The following is a 22,184-nucleotide window of genomic DNA, read 5'->3' as shown; positions in this document are numbered from 1 at the left end:
GGACGCGGCCGGGGGGCGGGCCCGTTCGGTCCCGGATCAGGCCTGGCAGATGCCGCGCTCGTGGTCGACCGTGGCGGTCGCGCGGGAGTACTGCCACTGCGGGGCCAGCAGTTGCTCGTTCAGCTGCCCGGCCGCGGCCGGGCTCTCCACGATGTAGCCGAAGTCCTGGAGCCACGCCGGGTAGAGGTTCTTCGAGCCGATGTAGAAGGCCGAGTGGTCCACCGAGACCAGCTTGTGGTGCTGGGCGTACGGACGGCCGTCCGCCCACTTCGGGCTCTGCGCGCTGCGGAAGGTGGCCAGCTGGAGGTTCGAGCACATGGCGGTGCGGGCCGTGCCCTGGTCGCCGGTGAGCAGGGCGAGGCGGTCGCGGAGGGTGTCGCTGATCTCGGACAGCGACTTGATCTGCGAGTAGCCGCCACTGCCCACGGCGCCGCGGTTCTCGGGGTCGCTGACGACGATGCGGACCTTCACGCCGGCGGCCATCTTCGCGGCGAGGGCGTCGTAGACGCGGATGTCGTAGCGGGGCAGCGGCGGGCAGGTCGCGTTCATGTCCTGCTGGGAGATCTCGATGCTCCGGTTCGCGCTGGAGATCAGCGTGCGCAGCGCGCTCTCCTCCGGGTTGACGGTGTCGTAGTCACGGTCGGCGTTGGTGTTGTCGTGCAGGCCGACGAGGCACTTGGTGTCGGGGGCGCCGGCCAGGGTGGGCCGGAAGGAGGACGACGGGTCGTTGCGCTTGATGCCGACGCCGAGTCCGCCGACGGCGATGGCGGGCACTCCGCCGCCCTGGCCCTGCCCGGGCGCCGGCACCGGCGCCGGGTTGCCCTTGGCCAGCGCGGGCATGCAGCCGGCGCCGTTGGAGGAGGCGAACCAGACGCTGGAGATGTTGCTCTTGTTCTGACAGGTCCAGGACCACAGTTCGTCCAGGTACCGGCTCGCCGAGGCGGCCGCCGGACCGCGCAGCGCGAGGTCGACGTCGGCGACCGGGTGGCCGGTCTCCGTGTAGTCGTCCTTCCAACTGTTGATGCCGCCGGTGATGACGGACTGGCCGTCCACCACGAGGATCTTGGAGTGGTTCCAGGAGAACGCCGTCTTCGAGGTGGTCATCGAGGCGACGTTGAGGTCCACCCGCGCGGCGTCCGGGCCGAGCTTGGCGACCAGTTCGTCCCGGTACTTCGACGGCACCACGTTCAGGTGGTAGACGGGGGCGGCGCCGACGAGGATGCGCACCTTGAGCTTGTTCCCGCGTCCGGCCGAGGACTTCAGGCCCGCGACGATGGCGTCCTGGAACGCGCCGTTGGGGAAGGGTGCGAGGGTCGATATGTCGACGGTCTGCGTCGCCTGGGAGATGTTCTCCGTCATCTTCGCCAGCAGGCGGTCGGTTCCGGGGCGCTTCGCGCACGTGTTGTCGCCCCAGCAGCCGGGGGTCTGCAGCAGCCAGTCGGCACCGCCCGCCGAGGACGCGTCCAGGACGTTGCCGCCCGTCCGCTCCCACACCGACCCCTCGAGGCCGGGCGACACCTGGCGGAGCATCTGCTCGACGGCGTCCAGGTGGGGCGCAGGCGTGGCGCCCGCTGCGGGCGAGGCGGCCGCGGGCACCGCCGGGAACAGGGTCAGGACGGCCGCGGAGACGGCTGCGCCGGCGGCGAGGGCGGAGGAGCGCAAAAGGGAATGGCGGTGCAATGTGACTTCCTTGAACGAGGGATCGCCGTCGCCGCAGACCGGGCCGCCGGCAAGATCAACTCGCGGAAGTTACCACCGAGTCGGATATCTCGGGAATCGCGCGCATCGGATTCGGCCACCCGCTTTGCCCGACCGCACACCCATCGAGGAAAATTGACCGAGAATCGCCGATTGGACAAGCGGTCGATTCAATGACGACGATGTCAGCTGCAACATTGCGGCTGCCTACGGGGGGCAAACCGGCCAAATGGCATCGTTCCTCAACTCGGTCCGCACCGTCCTCATTTCCGACACCGGAGAGATTTGGCCATGAGCTTCGGCGATCCGAACAACCCGTACGGCCAGCAGCCCCCGCAGGGTCAGCCCGGTTACCCGCAGCAGGCTCCCCAGGGCGTCCCCCCGCAGTACGGCTACCCGCAGCAGCCCGCCCCGGGCGTCCCGCCGCAGTACGGCTACCCGCAGCAGCCCGCCGCGTACCCGGGCTACCCCGCCCCGGGCATGCCGGGGATGCCGGGCACCGGAATGCCCCCGCTCGCCCACTGGGGCCTGCGGGTCGGCGCGTACCTGCTCGACCTCCTGATCATCGCCGGTCCGATGTACGCCCTGGGCTTCATCGACCTCGGCACCGCCTCGGACCCGGCGAACGCCAAGCCCGGCATGTTCTTCGCGATCGGCGTGCTGTACGCGATCGGCATGGCCGTCTTCCAGCTGTACCGCGAGGGCTCCACCGGCCAGAGCATCGGCAAGAAGATCGTCGGCATCAGCGTGCGCCGCGAGGCCGACGGCAACGTCCTCGGATTCGGCATGGCGTTCGTCCGCAAGCTGGCCCACGCCCTCGACAGCCTGCCCTGCTACATCGGCTGGCTGTGGCCGCTGTGGGACGACAAGTCGCAGACCTTCGCCGACAAGGTGTGCAGCACCGTCGTCATCCGCGTCCCCAAGGGCTGAGGCCGCTCCCTCTCTTCCCCCTTTCCGCCCGGCAGCGATCGTTCGCTGCCGGGCGGACGCCGTTCCGGGACCCGTCCGGAGCCCGTCCGGGCCGTCCGGCGCCACGTCAGACGCGCGCCACGTCAGACGCCCGCCGTGGCGAGCGCCGTCCGCAGCCGCCCGGCCTGGGCGACCAGTTGCGACGAGCCGCCCCGCCCGGCAACTGCGGACAGTCCTGCGGGCTCCGGTCCCGCGGCGCCGCAGGCCTCCACGCACTCGGCGGCCACGGCCAGCACCTCTCCGGCCCCGCGCAGGCCGCCGTCCGCCAGCAGGGCCGGCAGCGCCCCGGCGAGCACCGCCCAGGTGGTCGCGTACGCGCCCGTTCCGGCGGCCGTGCGCAGCGCGTCGGCGAGGCGGTTGGGCTTGACCGTGCCCAGGGCGAGCAGTTCTGCGAGGTCCTGTCCGAGCGTCGCGGCGCCCAGCTCACCCCGCGCGGCGAGCACCAGCAGCGCGTCCACGGCCGCCAGCCGGTCCTCGGCGTGCCGGGCGCCGAGGCCGGTGGCCACCGCCAGGTGCAGTACGGGGCCCGCGGGGCCCCCCATCTCGGCGAGCCGGGAGAGCCGCTGTCCCGCGCCGCGCTCCTCGACGGCGGCGCACGCGGTCAGCTCGGGCAGGAGCATGACCGCCTGCGTCTCGCGGTCCTCGGGCAGGACGGCGAGCTGCGCGAGCTCCCGGCCCTCCCAGTGGTAACAGGGGTCGGCGCTGCCGCCGTTGAACGCGCGGCCCAGCCGGTGGAACGGGGCGGGGAAGTCCCGGCTCAGCACGGGCCGTTCTTCGGTGTCGACGACGATCCGCCGCACCGACTCCCGCATGCGGCCGCCCCACCAGCCGGGCCGCGGCGGTGCCGGCTCCTCGACGCGGCGGACCGTGCGCGGCGGCTCGCCGGCCCCGGTCAGCCAGGCCGCGAGGCGTGCGCCCTCGGGCGTGCCGAGCGCGGCCGCCGCCGGGGCGGCCTCCGGGTCGCGCCGTACGCGCAGCAGCGCCTGGCCGAAGTCGGCGGGTTCGGGTTCGACGCCCAGGCGCCCGTAGGCGGCGAGGCGTTCGACGAGGTCCGACGGCTCCAGGGATCCCGTGTCCCAGGTCGGCGTGGCGAGCAGGAAGGGCAGCGGGTCCGCCAGGATCCGGGCGGCCGCCTCGTACAGCCGGGCGCCGGTCACCCCGGCCATGGCAGTGTGGGCGCAGTCCCGTCCCGACCGGTCGTCCCGCAGGCCCCGGCCCGCGCGCAGGTCGTAGAAGCGGATGTGCCCCATGACGGTCGCGGCGACCAGCTCCAGGCCCTGGAGCCATTCCGGGTCCGCGTGGTATCCGCCGTCGCCGATCCACGGCCGGTCGGCCAGCGCCGGGCGCAGGGCCACGCCGAGTTCGGCCCGGTCGCGGTGGGCGTGGCGGACGAGGGCGTCGAAGGCCGTCTCGAACTCCTCCGTGGTCGGCCGCCGGGACTTGACCAGGGCGGCGACCAGTTCGACGGTCTCGGCGACCGACAGCTGCGCGGCGGAGTCCAGACGGCGGCGCACCGGTGCCGGGGGCAAGGTCTCCGTGTACGGCGTCCCGTCGGCGACGGCGTCGGCGACGGCGCCGAGCAGATCGGCGGCGGCGCGCCGGTGGACGGGGCTGAGCAGGTCGGCCTGGAAGGCGAGTTCGGTGCGCAGGTCGTCGTCCTCCGGCCGCAGGTGGGCGGCGACGAGCTTCAGGGCGCGCTCCTGGAGGGCGGTGTCGGCGTGCCCGAACGCGGCGGCGACGGCGGGCAGCAGGACGGAGCGGTCGTCCCGTTCCCGCCTCAGCGCCTTGCCGAGGAGCACCAGCTGGGCGCGGACGAGCTTCTTCTCCGGGCGGAAGAGGACGGCGGCCGACATCTCGGCGAGCCGCTCCGCGGGCAGCCGACCGGCTTCGAACAGGCCGGCGAGGACCTGCTGGGCGTGGCCGGCGAGCGGGGAGTGCGCGTCGGCGGCCAGGGCCATCCAGTCCGCGGTCCGCTCCGCCTGCTCGTCCTCGGTGGGTTCGAGGACGCCCAGGAGGTCGGTGAAGAACGTGAGTCCGGCGGGGCGGCCGCCGCGCAGCAGGCGGGCGAGGCAGCCGTCGAGCAGCATCCGCCGCTCCACTGTCCCCTGCGCGGCGAGTGCGGCGAGCTCCGCGGGCCAGCAGCCGGGGGCCCCGGGGGCGCCGTACCAGTGGAGGGCCACGGCGGTCTCGGCGGTCTCGAACAGCCGGGGCACCAGCTCGCGTACGTACGGCTCCGCGTGCAGCGCGAGGCGCAGCGTGCCGGTGGATCCCCCGTGGCCGCGGTGGGCCATCTGACGGGCCCATGCGTGGACGAACGCGTCGCCGGTGGGGGCCGGGCAGTCGTCCGGCGCCCGCAGCAGCAGTTCCCGGATCAGCCGGTACTGGCTCTCCACGGTGGCGGTACGGGCGGCAAGGCGGTGGGCGAGGTCGCCGAGCCAGGCCGGGTCGCGGGCGGCGAGCACGTCGATCAGGATGCCGTTGACCGACTCCCTCGTGTCCCACAGGTCGCGGGCGGCGATCCAGGAAGCGGCGGCCGCCGCTCCGGTGTGGCAGCCTGCGCCGGCGACGAGCAGGCCGGGGCGTATCCGCTCGTACTCGGACCGGCGGCTCCAGTCCCAGCCGCGGATCTCGCGGCGCAGGGTGGTGAGTTCGGGGACGAGGGCGCGGCGTTCGGCGGCCGTCAGCGGCTTGACCAGGCCGGGCACCAGGTGGGTACGGCCTTCGCGGACGGCGTCGAGGACGGCGGAAGCGGCGGCGGGGGCGGCGGTGGCAGTGCTCATCGGGCTTCTCCGGAGGCAGGGAAGGCGGCAGGGGCGGGGGCGGCGGATGCCGGTTCGGCGCGGCGGGCCATGCGGACGGCGAGCGCGTGCTTGCACGGCCCGCGGCGGCCGCGGTGGTCCGCCCACCACTGGCAGGTGCAGCTCAGCACCCCGGTGGCGGCCTCGCGGACCTGGTAGCGGCGCTCCCCGGAGAGGACGGTGGCGGTGGCGTCGGCGTGCAGGAGGACCGACCCCTCGGCGAGCAGGGCGCGGGCGGCGACCAGCCGGGGGTTGTGGCGCTCGGCGCGTCGGGCGTCGTACGGCAGCTCCCGGTGGAAGTAGGCGGCTTCGGCGACGTCGTACCCGACCCGGCCGGCGGTGCCGAGGCGGGCGAGGGCGGCGCGGACGCGTTCCTGGCTCAGCCCGCACTGTGCGGCCAGGTCGGCGGTGTCGATGCGGGGCTCCCAGGCGAGCAGGACGGAGACGAGGTCGGCGTCGCGGGCCGCGTCGTCGGTGGCGAGCGCCTCCAGGACGCCGCCCTCGCCGGAGAACCCGCGGGCGGGCTCCGGGGAGAGGGTGAGGGTGAGGCGCATGCCGGGCAGGGCGACCTCCCAGGCACTGGCGGTGGCCGCGCCGCCGTGGGCCGCGGGCCCGTACACGCGCAGCCCGGTCGCGTACCGCAGGACCCGCTGGAGCGCGGCGAGCCGCTCCGGTCCGGGCAGGCACACGGCGCCGGGGACCGGCCGGGTGGTGGGCCGCAGGGCGGCACCGGCGGGGACGACCCACAGGGGTCCGCGGGCGGCGCCGGCGGTGGAGCTGCGCGGGAGGCTGCGCAGGAACCGTACGGCGTCGGACGCGCCCAGCTCTGCGCGCAGGTCGAAACCGGCGGAGACCACCTGGGATTCGGCGAATCCGCGCAGCCAGCGGTCGGGCAGCGGCACCTTCTTCTCCACGACCGGCCCGTCCAGGGTGGTGACGGCGAGTTCGTCGGGGCCGACGCGCAGGTGGAGCGGTTCGTCGCCGGACAGCCGGGAGAGGGCGTCGCGCAGCGGGTTGTTGACGTCGACGTTGGTGGTTCCGTGGCCGGTGTCCGCGCCGTCGAGGCCCTCGGGGAGCACGTCGAGGCGGGCGTACACCCCGCAGCATCCCGAGAACGACTCGAACCGAATCCGGTCGCCGTTCGCGGTCACGACCGGGTCCAGCGAGGCCCGCAGGGTGCGCTGGTAGTAGCGTGCGGAGGCGACGTCGGCCACGGCCAGCAGCCCGCGCGCGGCTGCCTGAGGGGAGCTCAGGAAGCCGGCGAAGAACTGCGGGTGTGCCTCGTGGCCGACCGGTGTCAGCCCTCCGGAGGTCTCCAGTCCGAGGAGCCGCCCGCCCCGGTCGGAGGTGAGGGCGGACGGGCGTGCGTAGGCGAGTGCCTGCATGGATCGGCTCATGGGCGCAAAGCTAGGGCCCTGCACTGACAACGCCGATGGGACGTCACACCGCAGGGGCTGCCGCTGTTCTGATCACTCTTCCGGCCGGCGGGGCGTGAGCCGTTCGACCACCTCGGCGAGTTCCTCGCAGACCTGCTCGATCTTCAGGCGAACGTTGTTCTGCTCGGTGACCAGGGCGGACAGCAGGAGGACGGTCAGGGCCGCGGAGCCGTTCAGGCCCTGGAGGTTGACCATGACCTCGAAGAGGGTGTGGTCGGCGAAGGGTCCGGTCTGGTTGGTCGCCGCGTGGATGGCGATGACGGACGCCACCAGGGCGCAGGGCGCTCCCCCGGCGTGCTGGAAGCGTACGGACGCCCAGATCAGCACGGGGAAGATGAGGAAGAGCAGGGAGAGGTCGCTCTGGACGGCGAGGAGGGTGGCGGCCGCGCAGGCGGCGAACAGCAGTACGGCCTCGCCCGCCCGGTAGGGGTCGGGCGGGGTCAGCCGCGGAAGGAGGAGCAGCAGCGGGGTCACGAGGAGGACCCCCATCGCGTCGCCGGCCCACCACGCGGACCACACGGACCAGAATTCGCCGGCCTGCAGGTCGCCGGTGGCGACGACCGTCGAGGTTCCGACGGTCGCGCTGATCATCATGGGCAGCAGGCCGCCCAGGAACACCAGGGCCAGCCCGTCCCGCAGCCGGTCCATCTCCGGGCGGAAGCCTGCCTGGCGGAGCATCAGGTAGGCGCAGACGGGGGCGAGGGTGTTGCCCAGGAGGATGGCGGTGTCGACGGGATCGAAGCGGCTGATGTGCTGGATGGTCAGGTACGCGCCGAGCATGATCCCCGGCACCGCCCGCAGCCCCGTCCAGAGCAGCGCGGCGACGGCGATGCCGGTGGGCGGCCACAGGGGGGTGACCGTCGCGCCCTCGACGGTCACTCCGAGCAGGAGGCCGATCCGCCCGGTGGCCCAGTAGGCGACCGCAACGGCGAGGGTCCGGAGAGTGTCGGCGAGCAGACCGGGCAGACGTCGCCGTTCCACGGTGGGCATCACAGCATCAGACACCAGCCCCCGCCGCCGTGCCGGGCGTGACACGCCCCGGCGGGGTCAGCGGGCTGCGGGTCCGCCCGCGTCGTGGCTGATGACGAGCACCGCCGCGTCGTCCGCGTGACCGGTGGAGTCGGCCACCTCCATCACCTCGGCGGCGAGTTCGGCGGGGTCCGCGCCCGCACCCTCCCGGAGGACGCGGAGCACGCGTTCGAGGCCCACGTCGATGGGGAACGAGGGTCCTTCGACGACCCCGTCCGTGACCAGGACGATGGATCCGGCCCGGTCCAGCTTGCGGCGGGTGACGGCGTATCCGGCGCCGGGAAGCATGCCCAGCGGGAGGCCGCCCTCGTCCTCGGCCATCCCGTACCCGCCGTCGACGGTGGCCCACAGGGCGGGTACGTGGCCGGCCCGGGCGCTGTGCAGCTCCCACGTCTCGGGGTCGAAGCGGAGCAGGGTGCAGGTGGCGAAGAGCTCGCGTCCCGTCGAGAGCAGGACGTCGTTGGTGCGGGCGAGCACCTCGCCGGGGTCGTCGACGACGGCGGCGACGGCGCGCAGGCCGATGCGCACCTGGCCCATGAAGGCGGCCGCCTCCACATCGTGGCCCTGGACGTCGCCGATGGAGAAGGCGAGGGCGCCCTGGGGCAGGCCGAACCCGTCGTACCAGTCGCCGCCGATGTCCAGGCCGTGGCGGGCGGGCGAGTAGCGGGCGGCGGTGCGCAGTCCGGGCAGGGCGGGCAGTACGGCGGGCAGCATCTCGCGCTGGAGCGCCTCGGCGAGCTCCACGCGCGGCTGCTGGTGCTCGGCGCCGGCCCGGGCGCGGGCGGTGAGCCGGCCGAGGGTGCTCAGCAGGTCGTCGGCGCTCTGTGCCCGGGGGGTGCGGCGCGGGGCGCGGCGCGGGTTCACGGTCTGCTCCCGGGTGCATCCATACGTCGCTCGTCCCCGCTCTCGGCTCTCGCGGCGTGCTGCGCCGAAGCCCCGTGCCGCGCTCATCATATTTCCAGAGGTCGGCGGGTCGCGACAGCGGCCGCGTCTCACCCGCCGGACGGGGGGTCCGCGGCCTGTCGGCCGACCACAGGGCGTGAGCTATGTTGGAGAAAGAGTGACATGAGAGGGAGGCCCATCGGTGTCATCGGGGCAGCAGGCGCGCGCACAGGCAGCTGCGATCACGCCGAGCGGGCAGGCGCCCGACCATGAACGGGCCCCGGGCGCCCGGGTCCGCGGGCTGTTCGACGGCCATCGCCTTTCGCCTGGTCAGCGGCGCATCGCCCAGTACCTCATCGACCACCTGACCGAGGCCGCGTTCCTGTCGATCACCGAGCTCGCGGAGCGGGTGGGGGTCAGCCAGCCGTCGGTGACGCGCTTCGCCACTGCCCTGGGGTTCAGCGGCTACCCGGCTCTGCGCGACGTCCTGCAGCCGATGGCGCTGAGCGCGGTCGCGGGCTCGCCGGAGAGCCGTGAGGAGTACCGCCGCAACGAGCTGCAGGCGGCCGTGGACGCCGAGATCGAGAACCTGGAGAACGTGCGGCGGCTCCTCGCCGACACCGACCAGGTGCTGGACATCGGCCGCGAGCTGGCCCGCTCGGTGCCGCTGACCGTGCTGGGCCTGCGGATCTCGGTGTCGCTGGCGGAGTACTTCGCGTACGCGGCGCGCCGTATCCACCCCGACGTCCGGCTGGTCACGCGGGGCGGCAGCGTGGCGTACGACGCCCTGCTCCAGTCCAGGGAGGCGGGCGGGACCTGGGCGCTGGCCTTCGCCATGCCGCGGCATGCGAAGGAGACCCTGTCGGCGCTGCGGGCGGCCCGGACGGCCGGGCTGAAGATCGCCCTGATCACGGACACCACGCTGGGGCCGCTGGTCGACGAGGCGGACGTGGCGCTGACGGCCGGCACGGGAGCACGGCTGGTGTTCGACTCGTACGCGGCGCCGGGCGTGTTGTCCGCGGCGCTGCTCCAGGCGATGGCGGATGCGGATCCGGAGCGGACGCAGGCGCGGCTGGAGGGTTACGAGCAGGTGGCCGACCAGCACGGCTTTTTCCTTTAGCCCGCCTTGTACCGTTTCGTTCCTTCATTTTCATGCCCTCGAGGCGTATGTAATTTTTCATTCTCTTGTTTACTCGACGGTATATATGTTTACTGAGCAGCGCGCCGGATCCGTAAGACGCGCCAAGGAGAGCGACCCCTAACGCTCTCCCGGAACGGACACCCGGGGCGGGACGACTCCTCCTCACGCCCCGCCCGGGTGCCGGTCCCGGCAGCGGATCCACCAGAGCGCTTGTGGCGGCCCCCGGTCAACCCCTGGGCCGGGGCCGCCGCCCACCTACGTCTCGTTCAGTTCGACCCATCCGGAAGCGACGTATGCGCCAGACGCTCTCCCCCGCTCTCAGCCCGGACTGGCCCTGCCAGGTCAAGGCACCCGGGACGCACGACTGGGAACGCACGGCCATGCGCTGGCTGCGGGACCTGCTCCCTGCCCGCTACGGCGCCTACTCCACGCTGACCCGCAGCCCCGTCCTGCTGTGCCGGCACGCGCAGCTCCAGCTGCAGCACGAGATGCGCGCCGTCCGCGTCGCCCTGGAGACCAGTCGCGCCGAACTGCCCTCGATGGGCGTGCCCGAGGTCGCCATCGAGAGCTCCATCCGCATGTACGCCGTCGAACTGCAGCAGCTGGGCCGGCTGTCCCGGGCCGTCCGCCTGGTCGGCGACGCCCTGCGCGTCACACCCAGTTGACCTGCGCGCGGCCCAGCAGCGGGTCGTCCACCATCTCCCACAGCGGGACCGCCCAGTTCCCGAAGCCGTAGCGGCCGCCGTAGTGCAGGCCCAGGACGCGGTGGTCGGCCAGGTCGAAGACCGGGGAACCGCTGTTCCCGCCCAGGGTGGAGCAGTCGTGGTTCACGGTGAGCCGCTCGCGGACCAGCTTGGTCGTGGTGCCGGGCTGCAGCCGCTTGACGTTGTAGACGTCCATGAAGATCCGGCGCATGGCCTCCGGCTCGTTGCGCCGGCTGTCCTCCGCCGGGTAGCCGACGACGTACACCGGCCGGCCGGGGATGTCGCCGGGCGGATCGGCCGCCACGGCCAGCGGGGTGGCAGGCACCCGGCCGTCGGCGTCGGTCTCCACGCGCAGCAGGGCCAGGTCGACGTCGGGGTGGATGCCGATGACCTCGGTGACCTCGAACTCCAGCGAGGCGTCCCCGGGTACGGCGGCCAGCTCCTCGGCCAGGTCCAGGCGGGCCGTCATCCCCGGCCGGAAGGCCCACGCGGCGCCCTCCTCGCGGGCGAACTCGTCGGCCACGTGGCGGTTCGTCATCACCACGTCGGGGCCGACGAGGAAGGCGGTCCCCACCCACTCCAGGCGCGGGTGGCCGACGACGTCCACGCGGCCCACCCGGGCGATCGAGTTGCGGATGCCGTCCCGGTGGCCGTCGAGCACGGCCCAGTCACCCGGCTGCGACGGGAAGTCCTGCCCCTGGACGAGGATGGCGGGCCGGCCTTCCAGGAGGACGATGGCCTCCACCCCGAAGTACTCGTCCTCGTCCACCTCGTCGGCACGGCCCGCGGCGAGCTTCTCCAGCCCCCGGGCACCGGCCTCCAGCACCCTCGCCCGCTCCCGCAGGGCGAAGCCGCCGATCTCGGCGGCCGCCGCCCGTTCCGCGGGGCGGTCGGCGGCGGACTCCCGGATCTCCGCCTCCGCGGCCCGGGCCGCCTCCAGTCCCTGGCGGACCCGCTCGGCGACCGCACGCAGGTCGCCGAAGACCTGCTCGGCGCCGGTCGCCACCGGTGACCGTCCGCTCATCTCACATCTCCGGTCCGCTCTTGCGCCCCGAGCGCCGCCTGCGCCGCCGCGATCTCGGCGTGGACCGCCGGACTGTGCTCCGCCAGGTGGCGCATGACACTGCTCAGCTGGGTCCCGGCGTTGACGAACGCCTCGGTCTTGCCCTGGTAGACGACGTTCTCGACGCGCCGGGCCCCGCGGTGCAGCGCGACGACCCTCCAGTCGTCGGTGAGGACCGGGGACCCGGAGGACCCGCCGCGGGTGTCCGTGAAGTAGCGCACGTCTTTGTCGTCCGTCTCGAAGACCAGGTTGTTGCGCAGGGCTACCCGCTTCGGCTGGCCCCCGGGGTGCTGGATGATGTTGACCGCGACGGGCTCCCCCGTGACGACCTCCAGCGGCTCGGTGGCCACCCGCAGGGCGGGCCGCTCCGTCTGGCCGGCGAGCCGCAGGACCGCGTAGTCCAGGTCCGGGTCCGAGGCGAGCAGGCCTTGCGCGGCCACCTCCTCGGTCTCCGTCTCGTCGGCGCCGTAGTCGAAGCGGGAGCGGGAGTTCCTCGCCTGGAGCTCCAGGTCGGCCGGGTCCACGACGCCCCGGTCTGCGGCCGTGCGGGTCCGGGCGGTCACCACGTGGTGGTTGGTGACCAGCAGGCCGGGGGCGATCAGCCAGCCCGTCCCCGAGTGCGGGAAGCCGTTCGGCTGGAGCGGGGCGCCGCCCTGGAACGGGAGCACCTTGATGCGGGCCACCGAGGCGCCCGCGAGGATGCCGCCCTGGAGGAACTCGTAGGGCAGGGTGTCGTCCGTGGAGACGACCTCCTCCTTGGTCTCCGCGGCCGGTGGGGGCGCCGGCACGTCGGGTTCACCCGCCGAATCGCGCACCACCTCGTCCAAGGCGCGCTGGAACACGGCCCGCGGGGCCGCCTGGAGGGTCTGGGCGGCGGCGTTGCGCAACCATGCCTCCAGCGGGACCGTGCCGTCGACCAGCCGTTCCACCTGGTTCATCTCGTTCAGGTCCGACTGCACCTGTACGACGGGGGCCGCCAGGATCGGCAGCGCCGCCCTGTACCGGGGCATGATGCCGCTGAAGAGCAGGGGCCGCACCGTGGGGTCGGCCAGGCCCGCTTCCAGGGCGGCTTCGGACAGCTCGAAGACCTCGTCCGACGTGAGGTACGCGTCGCTCATACCGGCTCAGGCCGCTCGGGGGCCGTTCCTTTCCGCTTTGCCCGGAGGGGTGTCGGGCGGACCGGGGGCCGCAGGCACGGAAGCCGTCGGACCGGAGTCGCCGCCTTCCCCGGGGAAGTCGCCGGGGGTGCCGGAGCCCGTCGCGGCCGCCACCGCGGAGACGAGTTCGCCAGTGGGGTCCCGCAGCACCAGCAGGCGCCGGGCGAGCTCGTCGAGGGAGCCGCGTCGGCGGGCCTCGCGCAGGCATCCGGCCGTGCCCATGTGCGTGGCGCCCACGGGGTCGGTCGCGTCCCTGAGGACCTGCTTCACGGCCTGCCGCAGCTCGGGCTGCCGGGCGACGGCCCGGTCGATCCTTTCCGCCAGGGCGTCCGGGACGCTCTCGTCGGCCTCCGGCAGGCCCACGAGCCGAAGGACCCGGTCCAGGACCAGGGGGTTCCGCCCGGCCACCCTGGCGGCAACGGTCCTGACCAGGGTCGGCTGTTCGGCCAGAGCCTCGTCGGGAAGCTCCCACAACGACAGTGCGAGCCTGTCGTCGATCTCGGCGGTGCGCTCGGGGGAGGGGGCCGCCCTGGCCCGGCCGAGCATGGCGCCCATCGCCTCGAAGTCCCGGCCGAGTGCGGTCGCGATGGCCTCCGCCTCGGCATAGTCGTGTTCGGCCTCCTGCGGGTCGCCGTCCTCCTCGGCGAGGCGTCCGGACAGCAGCAGCAGTTCGAGCTGGGCGTCGGCGTCACGGGCCTCCTCCGCATCGTCCGCGGCGTCCTCGGCCACCGCCCTGGCCTCCTTGATCTGCCCGCTGCGCTCCAGGGTGGCGACGAGCAGCGGGTAGAGGGGGCTGCCCGGGGTCCACGGGCGGTGCTCCGCGAGCCTGGCCGCAGCCTGCTCGGTCAGATGCTGCTTGAGCAGGTCGTCGACCTCCTGGGCGGTGATCCGCTCCCAGTCTTCCTGGTCGGCGTCGCGCAGTACCCTGTCGGGGGTGTGGCCGCCGAGGTGACCGCTCAGGAATGCGGCCGACCGGGGCGCCATGTCCTGGAAGGCGTTGCCGAGGTGGCGCTCCACACCGGGCTCCCATCGCTCGTCGACGGTGCGCGGGTTCTCGCCCAGGCGCAGCCGGTGGTAGATCTCCTCGGCGCGCGCCGCCGGCCCCTCGCGGGCCGCGTAGTACGCCACGGCGCGCCGCCCGACCCTGCGCATGAGGCCGGTGCGGGCGGTGTCCGTCTGCCGCAGCATGATGGAGCGCAGGTCGGAGCGGTGCCGCAGGGCGCCGGGCCCGGCCGGTTCCATCAGGTCGAGCCGGGCCAGCCCGCCGAACAGGCGGCGCGCCTCCTCGCCGGAGTCCACCGTCAGCCCGCAGGGCTCGGCGAGGACCTCCCGGATCAGCTCGGGGGTGATCGTCCGCAGGGCCAGGCCCGCCTGGGCGAGGGCGCGGACGTCCGGTTTGGGGATGCGTTTGAGAATGCGGTCGTACAGGGCGCCCTGGACGATCGTCCGGTCGACGTTGCGGTAGAAGCCCCGCCGCGCGGCGGGAGGGCTCTCCAGGTCGTCCAGGCTGTCCATCAACTCGTCCAGCGAGCCGGCCCACTGCTCCGCCACGGCCGCGTGCGCTGCCAGTTTCAGGCTGAGCGGGTGTCCGCCGACCCGCTCGGCCAGCATGCGGGCCAGCTTCTCGTTCGTGATGCCGCAGGACGTCAGCAGTTCCACCGCGGCGTCCGGTTCGAGCTCGCCGAGGGCGATGACGTGTGGTTCGGCGGCCTGCGCCGGGTGGTGGACCGGGGCCCTGCCTGCGACGATCCAGCGCAGTCGCGGGTACGCCTGCTGCAGGCTCACCCAGATGGCCCACAGTCGCCCGAGCACCGGGTTCGCCCGGTACTGGGCCGCCTCGAAGGAGTCGACGGCGATCACCAGGGGCGGGTCGGCGGTGCCGGCCGTGGCACCGACGGCCCGCCGGACGAGTTCCGCGCCCTTGCGGACCAAGGCGGTCTCGCGTTCCCGGGCCAGCGTGTTGAACCGCTCCGCCGACGCGCGCCCGGCTCCCGAGCGGGTGGTGGACAGCTGGTACAGCTCGTCGACGGTGTTCTGCTCCTCCCGCTGGAGCCGGGCCGTCTCCTCGCACTCTCCGGCCAGTGCGTCGAACGCCGTGCGGTGGGCGGGGTACTGGACGCCGAGCTGCCGGGCCGCCTCCGCGATCAGGGTGACCGGCTCGTGGACCGAGAGGGTGGGCCGTTCGAAGTCGACGTAGGCGAAGGGGAAGCCACCCGGGACGTCGTCGCGGATGTCGAGGAGGAACGTCGCGAGAAGGGTGCTCTTGCCGATGCCGGCGAGTCCGTGGATGAGGAGGGGGGGCCGCTCGACCGGCCCGCCCGTGTCGTCGAGTGCGTACGCCCGCAGCTCCTCCAACTCGGCGGCCCGGCCGCAGAAGGGGTTGCGCACGAGGTGCCGGAGCGGCTGGAGCAGGCGGGCCCGTTCCAGCCGCCGCAGCACCTGCTCGGAGTCCGGGACGCCGGTCGTGCCCGGGATCTGCTGCAGCCACAGGACGGCCTGAAGGGTGTCGACGAGCGCCTCGGCGTCCTCGGCGTACCCGGTGTCGGGCGACTGTTGCGCCGACAGGTCGCCGGAGAGGTAGGCGAGGGCGATCCGCTCCGGTCCGGGCCCCTCGGGGACCAGGTCCAGGTTGGCCTCCAGGGCGCGGCGGGCCGCCCCGGGCCCTGCGAGGCCGCGCAGCGCCGCCCGGCGGGCCCCCTCCTTCAGCGCCCACCGCGGGACGGGGTGCATGGTCAGGACGGTGCAGTCCTCGACCAGCGCCAGCCGCGCCCCGCCGGTGGCCTCGGCCTCGCCGGGAAGCCGCAACTTCGCCGGGTCGAAGCCGGTGAGCAGGCAGGCGGCCTCCCGGTAGCCGCGGCCGGTGTCCGGGGCCGGCGCGGGCCGCGGGCCCGCCCCTGCGAGCAGTTGCCGGTGCAGCCGGGTGGCGAAGTCGTCGCCGGGGCTCAGGGAGCGGTGGGTGCGGACGGCCGTTTCGGCCGCCTCGCACAGCCTGCGCATGTAGCTGCCCTCTCCGGGCGCCTGTGCGGCGCCCATGACCGCCGTGGCGCACAGCTCGACCAGACGGGCGAGCTCGTCCTCGTCGTCCGATGCCGGCGGGTCGGTGAAGAACTGCCGGAAGAACGCCTCGACATCGTCGGGGCCGGCGGTGCGCGCCGTGTCCTGGCACACGTTCTTGCGGACGTCGTACGGCAACTGGGGCATGGTCGGCCCGTAGCCGAGCAGGACCAGGCGCGGCGCGGTCTCGTCGCCCCCGGGGGCGGAGTCGAAGATGGCCTGGGCCAGCCGTCCGATGCAGTCCCAGACGTCCGAGCCGGGGTCGAGCAGGTCGCAGTCGTCAAGAACGAACCACAGCCGTTCCGGCACCGTCGTGGCGCGGGCGACGACCTCGTGGACGGCGTCGTCCATCCAGGACTGTGGATCGTTCAACTGTGCCGCGTTCAACGCCGATACGGGATCGCGCCGGTCCATGACGTACCCGCCGAGCCGCCGGATCACCTGCGCGGCGGTCATGGTCTGCGACAGGGTGATGCGCACCGGGCGGAACCCGCAGTGCTGGCCGAGGAACCGGATGAGGTTGTACGTGTACGAGCGGCCGCTGTCCGGCTCCCCGTCGACGGCCAGCACCGTCAGGTCGGGGTTGGCCAGGAATTCCCGGAGCCGCTCGCGCAGGTCCTGGCGGTCGACGAACACTTCGGCGCCGCTCCTGAGCAGGCCGGCGAGGAAGGGGTCCTGGTCCGAGGCGTGGACCCGTCTGTCCTCCGCCAGCCTGTCCCGGAATTCCCTGGCCTTCTCGATGTCCGGGAGGACGACCAGTTCGGGGAGATTGACCACGACGCCGAGCAGGAACACCTGCGAGTCGATGGTCGCCCGCGACGCGCGGACGAGGTTCTCCGCATTCACCTGGGCCACCGGGGTCAGCTCCAGCGAACCGACGAACTTCCGGGAGAATCCGCACCCGGTCAGCCGGTTGTGCGGGTCCGGGGTGTCGAGGAGGTGGTCCCGCACCCAGTCGATGACCAGGATCCATTCCGTGTCCCTGAGCGGCATACCGCACCTACCAGGCTGCCCGCGCGGGGCAGCAGAGGGATCGACTGGTGACACCTGTCATGGTTTCACCCTGTTTGCCGTGCGGCAAGGCCGCCGAACAGCGCCCGGACGGGCTCCCGGACGGGGCCGGTCGCAAGGTACTCGCGGGCCCCGTGGTGGTTGCCGCTGGTGTTGAGGACCAGGTGGTCCGTGACGAGGTGCACGGGGGCGTACTCGGGGCGCAGGGTGTGGTCCAGCGCCACCAGGTCCCGCAGGTCGGAGGCGTTGCGCCACACGGCGACCCCGGCGGGGACCGCGGGCGGCCCGGCCAGCACGTCCTGGATTTCGGTGATCGCGAGGGGCGAGCCGATGGTCACGAACAGGTCGACGTCGCGCGGTTCCTCGGCCAGCACCTCGTACGCGACGATGCTGCCGAGGCTGTGGCCGACGACGACCAGCGGGCCGCCTGCGCCGGCGCCCTCCCGCGCCTGGTCGAGGGCCTGCCGGACCACGTCGCGGATGGCCGCTCCGGCGCCGCCGAAGAAGTAGGCGTGGACGTCCTTGAAGGTGTGCTCGACCAGCAGCCGGAACAGCCGGGTACGGGCGAACGAGGGCAGCAGGCGCGCCTCCGGCCCGCCGGGGGCGCCGACGGGCGGGCCGCCGTCCTGGGCGAGCGCCTCCGCGAGGTAGCCCATGTCCCGCAGCCAGCCCGCCAGTGGCTGGTCCGACCCGGCTCCGGTCCCGGGGGCGCCCTCGGCGCCCGCGGCGCGTCCCGCCGTCTCGGCGCGCGCCTCGGCAAGCGTCCGCGCCACGAACTCCTCGGTCGCCTCCACGGACGCCGGCGCCGACTCCCGGGTCTCCTCGGCCGGCACCGCACCCCCGTCGAGGGGGTCGGCCCGCCCGTCGGGCAGCGGCTCCGGATGGAGCAGCGGCGCCCAGTGGGCCATGCGCGAGGCACTGCCCATGTCGACGCCGAAGAGCGCACTGTCCCACTGGGACGTGAGCACCTCCTCGCGCGGCTTGTTGCCGTCGCCGTGGACGTAGACGATCCGGGGTTCCATTGCGCCTCCCGCACGGGAGCACGGATGCCGGTCACCGCCAGTATTGGCCGGTCAACGTGAGGCCGCCAGTCGGTCGCAGGCGTTGCTCCGCTTGAATATTGACCGGTCAACTCAGACGGCGGCGGGCCGGATGCCATCGCGCGCGGTCGCGGCCCCGGCAGGTCATGCATTCGGACGCCCTGCCGCCGCCTGCCCCCGCGGGGCCCGATCGGGGGTCGCTGCCCGCCTCGGGGTTCGGCCGCCCTCCTGCCGCGGAACCCATCCCCGAGGTATCCCCATCCCCGCCCCGAGGAGGTCCTCATGACCACCGGCCTGTCCATCCACGTCGGACTCAACAAGGTCGACCCCGCCAAGTACAACGGCTGGGACGGACAGCTCATGGCCTGCGAGAACGACGCCCGCGACATGGCGGAGCTGGCGCGCACCGCCGGATTCCAGGAGACGGTGCTGCTCACCGAGCAGGGCACCGTCGACAACATCACCGGCGCGCTGCGCAAGGCCGCCAAGAAGCTCAAGGACGGCGACATCCTGCTGTTCACGTACTCCGGCCACGGCGGCCAGATGCCCGACGCCGAGGGCGACGAAGCGGACGAGCTCGACGAGACCCTGGTGTTCTACGACCGCCAGTTCCTCGACGACGAGCTGAACCGCGAGTTCCACCGCTTCTCCCCCGGTGTCCGCATCTTCACCCTGCTCGACTGCTGTCACAGCGGCACCGCGACCGAAGTCCCGGGCTCCGCCGACGGGAACGGCGAGGCGCGGCCCCGGGTCATGCCGGTGCTGCGCCAGCAGCAGGTGTTCGAGCAGAACAAGGAGTTCTACCAGCGGCTCCAGCGCGAACTCAGGCAGGAGGGCAACGGCGCGGGGCCCGGTACCGTGCTCATCTCGGCCTGCCAGGACAACCAGGTCGCACTGGACGGCAGTGCCAACGGCGCGTTCACCGGGGCCCTGCTGCGCGTATGGGCCCAGGGCTCGTTCTCCGGCGGCTACCAGGAGTTCCACCGCAGCATCAAGGACCGGCTGCCGCGTTCGCAGGTGCCGAACTTCCACACGACGGGCAGCCCGTCGACCGAGTTCCTCGGCCAGAAGCCCTTCACCGTCTGAGCCGGGGAGCAACACCCGAGGCGGGCTCCTCGACCGGGTGTCCGCCGACGGCCGGCGTGCGGTGGACCTCCTGACTCCGAAGGACGTCCGCCGCTCACGAAAGGCTGTCCCGTATGAGAATCCTGACCGTCGGTGCCGGCGCCGTGGGCGGCTGGTTCGGCGCCCGCCTCCACCGGGCCGGACACGACGTCACGTTCCTGGTGCGTCCGCGGCGGGCGGCGGCCCTGCGCGCCCGCGGCCTGCGGGTGACCGGGCTCGGCGAAGAGACGACCCTCGTACCGCGGTTGGTGACCGCCGACGAGCCGGCGCAGGCGTACGACCTCGTCCTGCTCTCGGTGAAGTCCACGGCCCTCGACCGGGCGGCCAAGGACCTCGCCCCGGCTGTCGGCCCGCGGACCGCGATCCTCCCCCTTCTCAACGGCATGGCCCATCTCGAACGGCTCGCGGAACTCTTCGGCCGCAAGGCGGTCCTCGGCGGCGTCGCCAAGGTGGTCACCACGCTCGACGGGCACGGTGACATCGTGCGCTTGGCACCGCCGTCCGCGATCCTCACCGGCGAGCTCGACGGCGCGCCCTCGGCGCGGGTGGACGCCGTACGCGCCTTGCTGACCGGGGCCGGCATCGACAGCCCCGACACCCCGGACATCACCGCCGCCATGTGGCACAAGTGGGTCTTCATCAGCGCCCTCGGCGCCTCCACCTGCCTGCTGCGCGGCTCCGTCGGCGAGTTCAACGCCGTCCCCGGCGGCGCCGAACTCGCCCGGGCCCTGCTCGCCGAGGCGGCGGCCGTCTCGGCGGCCGCCGGGTACCCCGTACCGGACGCCGAACTCGACTTCACGACCCGGACCGTGACCACCGCCGGGTCGCGGCTCACCCCGTCCATGTACCGGGACGTGCTCGCGGGCCGTCCCACCGAGGTCGAGCACGTCCTCGGCGACCTGGTCGCCAGGGCCCGGGCCCTTGCGGTCCGCACCCCGCTGCTGGACCTCGCCACGCTCCAGCTGCGGGTGCACCAGCACCGCACCGCGGCGCAGCCGGTCCGGGAGGACGCCGGGTGACCTTCCGCGCGGCCCGTCGTTGAACACAGCGGTCAAGCGAAGTGCACCTGCGAAGTCCCGGGCCCCCGGCGGGGGTCCGGGACTTCGTGCTGTCGGGCCTGCGGGAGAGGCCGCCCGCCCGGGCCGCCCGGCCCGCGCGCTCGTGCCGGGCGTGCCCCCCCTGGGCCACGGCCTGACCTGCCGGCCCGCCGCCCTGAGGGGTCGCTGAGCTCAGCGGCCCCTCAGGGCGGTCGCGAGCTGGGCCCGGGAGCGGACCTCCAGCTTCTGGTAGATCCGCGTCAGCCGGGCCTCGACGGTCTTGACGCTGACGAACAGCTTGGCGGCCGCCTCCTGGTTGCTGGCCCCCTCGGCCACCAGCAGCGCCAGGCGGGCCTCGGCGTCCGTCAGCGCGGCCAGGGCCACGGCCGGGACCACCTCCGCGGGGACCGGCTCCCGCCGCTCACCGGCCAGCTCCGCCCACGGCTTCGCACCGGCCTGTGCGAACACCTCGGCCGCCGCGCGGAGCGCGGTGGCGGCAGGGGCCCGGCGCCGGCGCCGCCGCTCCGCCCGGGCCAGGGCGAGCAGCGTACGCCCGCGCTCCACGGGCAGCCCGAGGGCGTCGAAGCGGGCAGCGGTCTCCCGCAGCAGGTCGACCGCCGCGGCGGCGTCGCCGCGGGCGGACAGGACGAGCCCGCGGGCCCGGTCCAGGGCGGCGAGCACCGGGGCACGGCCGAGGGCGGCGGCTACCGCCCTCACCTCGTCGATGAGCTCCGCGGCCTCGTCGGGTGCGTCGGCGGCGACGAGGGCCTCGGCCAGGTCCCCGTGCCAGCGCAGGATGGAGGGGTCGACGACCTGCTGGGCGGCCTCCAGTCGGGCGACCCGGCGCAGGGTGGCGACGGCCTTCGCGGCCTCGCCCGTCGCCAGCTCGACCAGGCCGAGCGCGTACAGGCTGCGCGAGAGGAACACCTGGTCGCGTTCCTCCTCGGAGGCCTGGATGCCGCGGCGGGCGTATCCGGCGGCGCGGGCGAAGCTGCCGCCCAGGGCCTCGGCCATCGCGGCGACGTACCAGGCGGGGCCGGGCGAGAGGCCTGCCTCGATGGTGAGTTCCAGGGCGCGGCGGGCGTGTGCGGAGGCGACCCGGCAGCGGCCGCTGCGCTGTTCGACCTCGGTGAGGCTGCGCAGTACCTCGAAGACGTCCTCGGCGGAGCCGGTGCGCTGGACGGCGGGCAGCAGGACGAGGAGCTGGCGGCGGGCGTCGTCGAGCCGGTCGTCGAAGAGGGCGTGCCGGACGGCCAGGTACTGCGGTGCGTTGCGCATGCCGAGGGGCACCTCGGGCGTCGGGAGGGCGAGGGCCTCGGCGAGGATGTCCTCGGCGTCGGGGTCGCCGAGGATGCGGCCCATGCGGGCCCGGACGGTGAGAGCCATGGCCTCGGCGGTGGTGTCGCCGCCCAGGGCGGCGAGCCGGCCGGCCTCGGCGGCGGCGTCGCGGGAGCGTACGGGGTCGCCGTCGCTGAGGTTGTGCTTCCAGGCGGTCCGCAGCCGGACGGCGGCCTGCAGGGCGGGGTCCCCGGCGGCATCGTCCATGGCGTGGGCGAAGGTCTCGTCGAGGGTGCCCAGCGCTTGGCCGGCGGCGTCGATGACGGCCAGTCGGGAGCGGACCCGGTCGGAGGGGGAGGCGTCCCGGGCGAGCACGGCCCGGGTGGCGCGGCGGGCGAGATCGGCGCGGCCGGCCCAGCCGGCGTCCTCGGCGGCGGTGACCAGGCGGGCCAGTTCGTCCCCGGGCCGGTCGGAGGGGGTCCGCTCGGCGGCGAGCAGGCCGAGCTCGGCGGCGAGGGCGCGCTGGCCGCGGCGGCGGCAGGCGGCGGCGGCCCGGGTTATCTCGGCGGCGAGCCACTCGTCCGGGGCGTCGACGGCGAGCGCCCGGTGGCGTACGGCCTGGACGGGGTCGTCGACGGCGGCGGCGTCGCGGGAGCGTACGGGGTCGCCGTCGCTGAGGTTGTGCTTCCAGGCGGTCCGCAGCCGGACGGCGGCCTGCAGGGCGGGGTCCCCGGCGGCATCGTCCATGGCGTGGGCGAAGGT

General features: G+C 73.9%; 15 protein-coding genes. 5 read left to right on the top strand and 10 right to left on the bottom strand.

From position 1 onward, the window contains the following. Positions 1 to 36: 36 nt before the first annotated feature. Entirely contained in the window at positions 37 to 1,680 is a 1,644-nt protein-coding gene (locus HYE82_RS11235) for a phospholipase D-like domain-containing protein (RefSeq protein ID WP_256987079.1), read from the bottom strand. A 309-nt stretch (positions 1,681 to 1,989) separates the two neighbouring features. On the opposite strand from HYE82_RS11235, the gene HYE82_RS11230 reads away from it, so the two are divergent. Beyond that, complete coding sequence (locus HYE82_RS11230) at positions 1,990 to 2,628, top strand: RDD family protein (RefSeq protein ID WP_179173842.1); 639 nt, start codon at positions 1,990 to 1,992, stop codon at positions 2,626 to 2,628. 122 nt (positions 2,629 to 2,750) lie between these two features. Here HYE82_RS11230 and HYE82_RS11225 read toward each other — a convergent pair whose 3' ends face one another. From HYE82_RS11225 to HYE82_RS11210, 4 genes are all read right to left on the bottom strand, one after another. Continuing rightward, positions 2,751 to 5,447: a DUF6493 family protein gene (locus HYE82_RS11225; protein WP_179173841.1), complete on the bottom strand. Its 2,697-nt coding sequence runs from the start codon at positions 5,445 to 5,447 to the stop codon at positions 2,751 to 2,753. After that, positions 5,444 to 6,862, bottom strand: a complete 1,419-nt coding sequence (locus HYE82_RS11220; RefSeq protein WP_179173840.1) for an SWIM zinc finger family protein — start codon at positions 6,860 to 6,862, stop codon at positions 5,444 to 5,446. Before HYE82_RS11220 ends, HYE82_RS11225 begins: the two co-directional genes overlap by 4 nt. Positions 6,863 to 6,934: 72 nt before the next feature. Next, positions 6,935 to 7,891 (bottom strand): MASE1 domain-containing protein, encoded by a 957-nt coding sequence (locus HYE82_RS11215; RefSeq protein ID WP_179173839.1) that lies wholly within the window; start codon positions 7,889 to 7,891, stop codon positions 6,935 to 6,937. A gap of 57 nt (positions 7,892 to 7,948) precedes the next feature. Further along, the gene (locus HYE82_RS11210) at positions 7,949 to 8,794 is read right to left on the bottom strand and encodes a PP2C family protein-serine/threonine phosphatase (RefSeq protein ID WP_309144273.1); all 846 of its coding nucleotides are present in this window, start codon (positions 8,792 to 8,794) and stop codon (positions 7,949 to 7,951) included. A 220-nt stretch (positions 8,795 to 9,014) separates the two neighbouring features. On the opposite strand from HYE82_RS11210, the gene HYE82_RS11205 reads away from it, so the two are divergent. Next, positions 9,015 to 9,932: a MurR/RpiR family transcriptional regulator gene (locus tag HYE82_RS11205; protein ID WP_179173837.1), complete on the top strand. Its 918-nt coding sequence runs from the start codon at positions 9,015 to 9,017 to the stop codon at positions 9,930 to 9,932. Positions 9,933 to 10,246: 314 nt separating this feature from the next. Beyond that, complete coding sequence (locus HYE82_RS11200; RefSeq protein ID WP_179173836.1) at positions 10,247 to 10,618, top strand: hypothetical protein; 372 nt, start codon at positions 10,247 to 10,249, stop codon at positions 10,616 to 10,618. Here HYE82_RS11200 and HYE82_RS11195 read toward each other — a convergent pair. From HYE82_RS11195 to HYE82_RS11180, 4 genes are all read right to left on the bottom strand, one after another. Next, positions 10,605 to 11,681, bottom strand: a complete 1,077-nt coding sequence (locus HYE82_RS11195) for a serine protease (RefSeq protein WP_179173835.1) — start codon at positions 11,679 to 11,681, stop codon at positions 10,605 to 10,607. The two genes, HYE82_RS11200 and HYE82_RS11195, sit on opposite strands and share 14 nt — an antisense overlap. Then, positions 11,678 to 12,838 (bottom strand): trypsin-like peptidase domain-containing protein, encoded by a 1,161-nt coding sequence (locus tag HYE82_RS11190; RefSeq protein WP_179173834.1) that lies wholly within the window; start codon positions 12,836 to 12,838, stop codon positions 11,678 to 11,680. The genes HYE82_RS11195 and HYE82_RS11190 overlap by 4 nt, the downstream gene beginning before the upstream one ends. Before the next feature lie 6 nt (positions 12,839 to 12,844). Further along, positions 12,845 to 16,924 carry an ATP-binding protein gene (locus HYE82_RS11185; RefSeq protein WP_179173833.1) on the bottom strand — a complete coding sequence of 1,360 codons (4,080 nt, stop codon included), beginning with the start codon at positions 16,922 to 16,924 and terminating at the stop codon, positions 12,845 to 12,847. 65 nt (positions 16,925 to 16,989) lie between these two features. Next, positions 16,990 to 17,964, bottom strand: coding sequence for a hypothetical protein (locus HYE82_RS11180; RefSeq protein WP_179173832.1), 975 nt, complete (start codon positions 17,962 to 17,964; stop codon positions 16,990 to 16,992). Positions 17,965 to 18,264: 300 nt separating this feature from the next. Between HYE82_RS11180 and HYE82_RS11175 the strand changes: the two genes are divergently transcribed. Then, positions 18,265 to 19,068 (top strand): caspase family protein, encoded by an 804-nt coding sequence (locus tag HYE82_RS11175; protein WP_179173831.1) that lies wholly within the window; start codon positions 18,265 to 18,267, stop codon positions 19,066 to 19,068. Between the two features lie 113 nt (positions 19,069 to 19,181). Then, positions 19,182 to 20,126 (top strand): 2-dehydropantoate 2-reductase, encoded by a 945-nt coding sequence (locus HYE82_RS11170; RefSeq protein WP_179173830.1) that lies wholly within the window; start codon positions 19,182 to 19,184, stop codon positions 20,124 to 20,126. Positions 20,127 to 20,336: 210 nt separating this feature from the next. On the opposite strand, the gene HYE82_RS11165 is transcribed toward HYE82_RS11170, so the two are convergent. Then, on the bottom strand, positions 20,337 to 22,184 hold a 1,848-nt coding region (locus HYE82_RS11165), incomplete at its 5' end, for a helix-turn-helix transcriptional regulator (protein ID WP_179173829.1).

This window comes from Streptomyces sp. BR123, assembly GCF_013401435.1.
GTDB lineage: Bacteria > Actinomycetota > Actinomycetes > Streptomycetales > Streptomycetaceae > Streptomyces.
Note: the sequence above shows the minus strand (reverse complement) of the source record. Positions and strands in the feature narration are given on the sequence as shown.

Coding starts and splice junctions, on each gene's coding strand:
- HYE82_RS11230 (WP_179173842.1), top strand. CDS start 1,990: ATGAGCTTCGGCGATCCGAACAACCCGTACGGCCAGCAGCCCCCGCAG.
- HYE82_RS11225 (WP_179173841.1), bottom strand. CDS start 5,447: ATGAGCACTGCCACCGCCGCCCCCGCCGCCGCTTCCGCCGTCCTCGAC.
- HYE82_RS11220 (WP_179173840.1), bottom strand. CDS start 6,862: ATGAGCCGATCCATGCAGGCACTCGCCTACGCACGCCCGTCCGCCCTC.
- HYE82_RS11215 (WP_179173839.1), bottom strand. CDS start 7,891: ATGCCCACCGTGGAACGGCGACGTCTGCCCGGTCTGCTCGCCGACACT.
- HYE82_RS11200 (WP_179173836.1), top strand. CDS start 10,247: ATGCGCCAGACGCTCTCCCCCGCTCTCAGCCCGGACTGGCCCTGCCAG.
- HYE82_RS11195 (WP_179173835.1), bottom strand. CDS start 11,681: ATGAGCGGACGGTCACCGGTGGCGACCGGCGCCGAGCAGGTCTTCGGC.
- HYE82_RS11190 (WP_179173834.1), bottom strand. CDS start 12,838: ATGAGCGACGCGTACCTCACGTCGGACGAGGTCTTCGAGCTGTCCGAA.
- HYE82_RS11185 (WP_179173833.1), bottom strand. CDS start 16,924: ATGCCGCTCAGGGACACGGAATGGATCCTGGTCATCGACTGGGTGCGG.
- HYE82_RS11180 (WP_179173832.1), bottom strand. CDS start 17,964: ATGGAACCCCGGATCGTCTACGTCCACGGCGACGGCAACAAGCCGCGC.
- HYE82_RS11175 (WP_179173831.1), top strand. CDS start 18,265: ATGACCACCGGCCTGTCCATCCACGTCGGACTCAACAAGGTCGACCCC.
- HYE82_RS11170 (WP_179173830.1), top strand. CDS start 19,182: ATGAGAATCCTGACCGTCGGTGCCGGCGCCGTGGGCGGCTGGTTCGGC.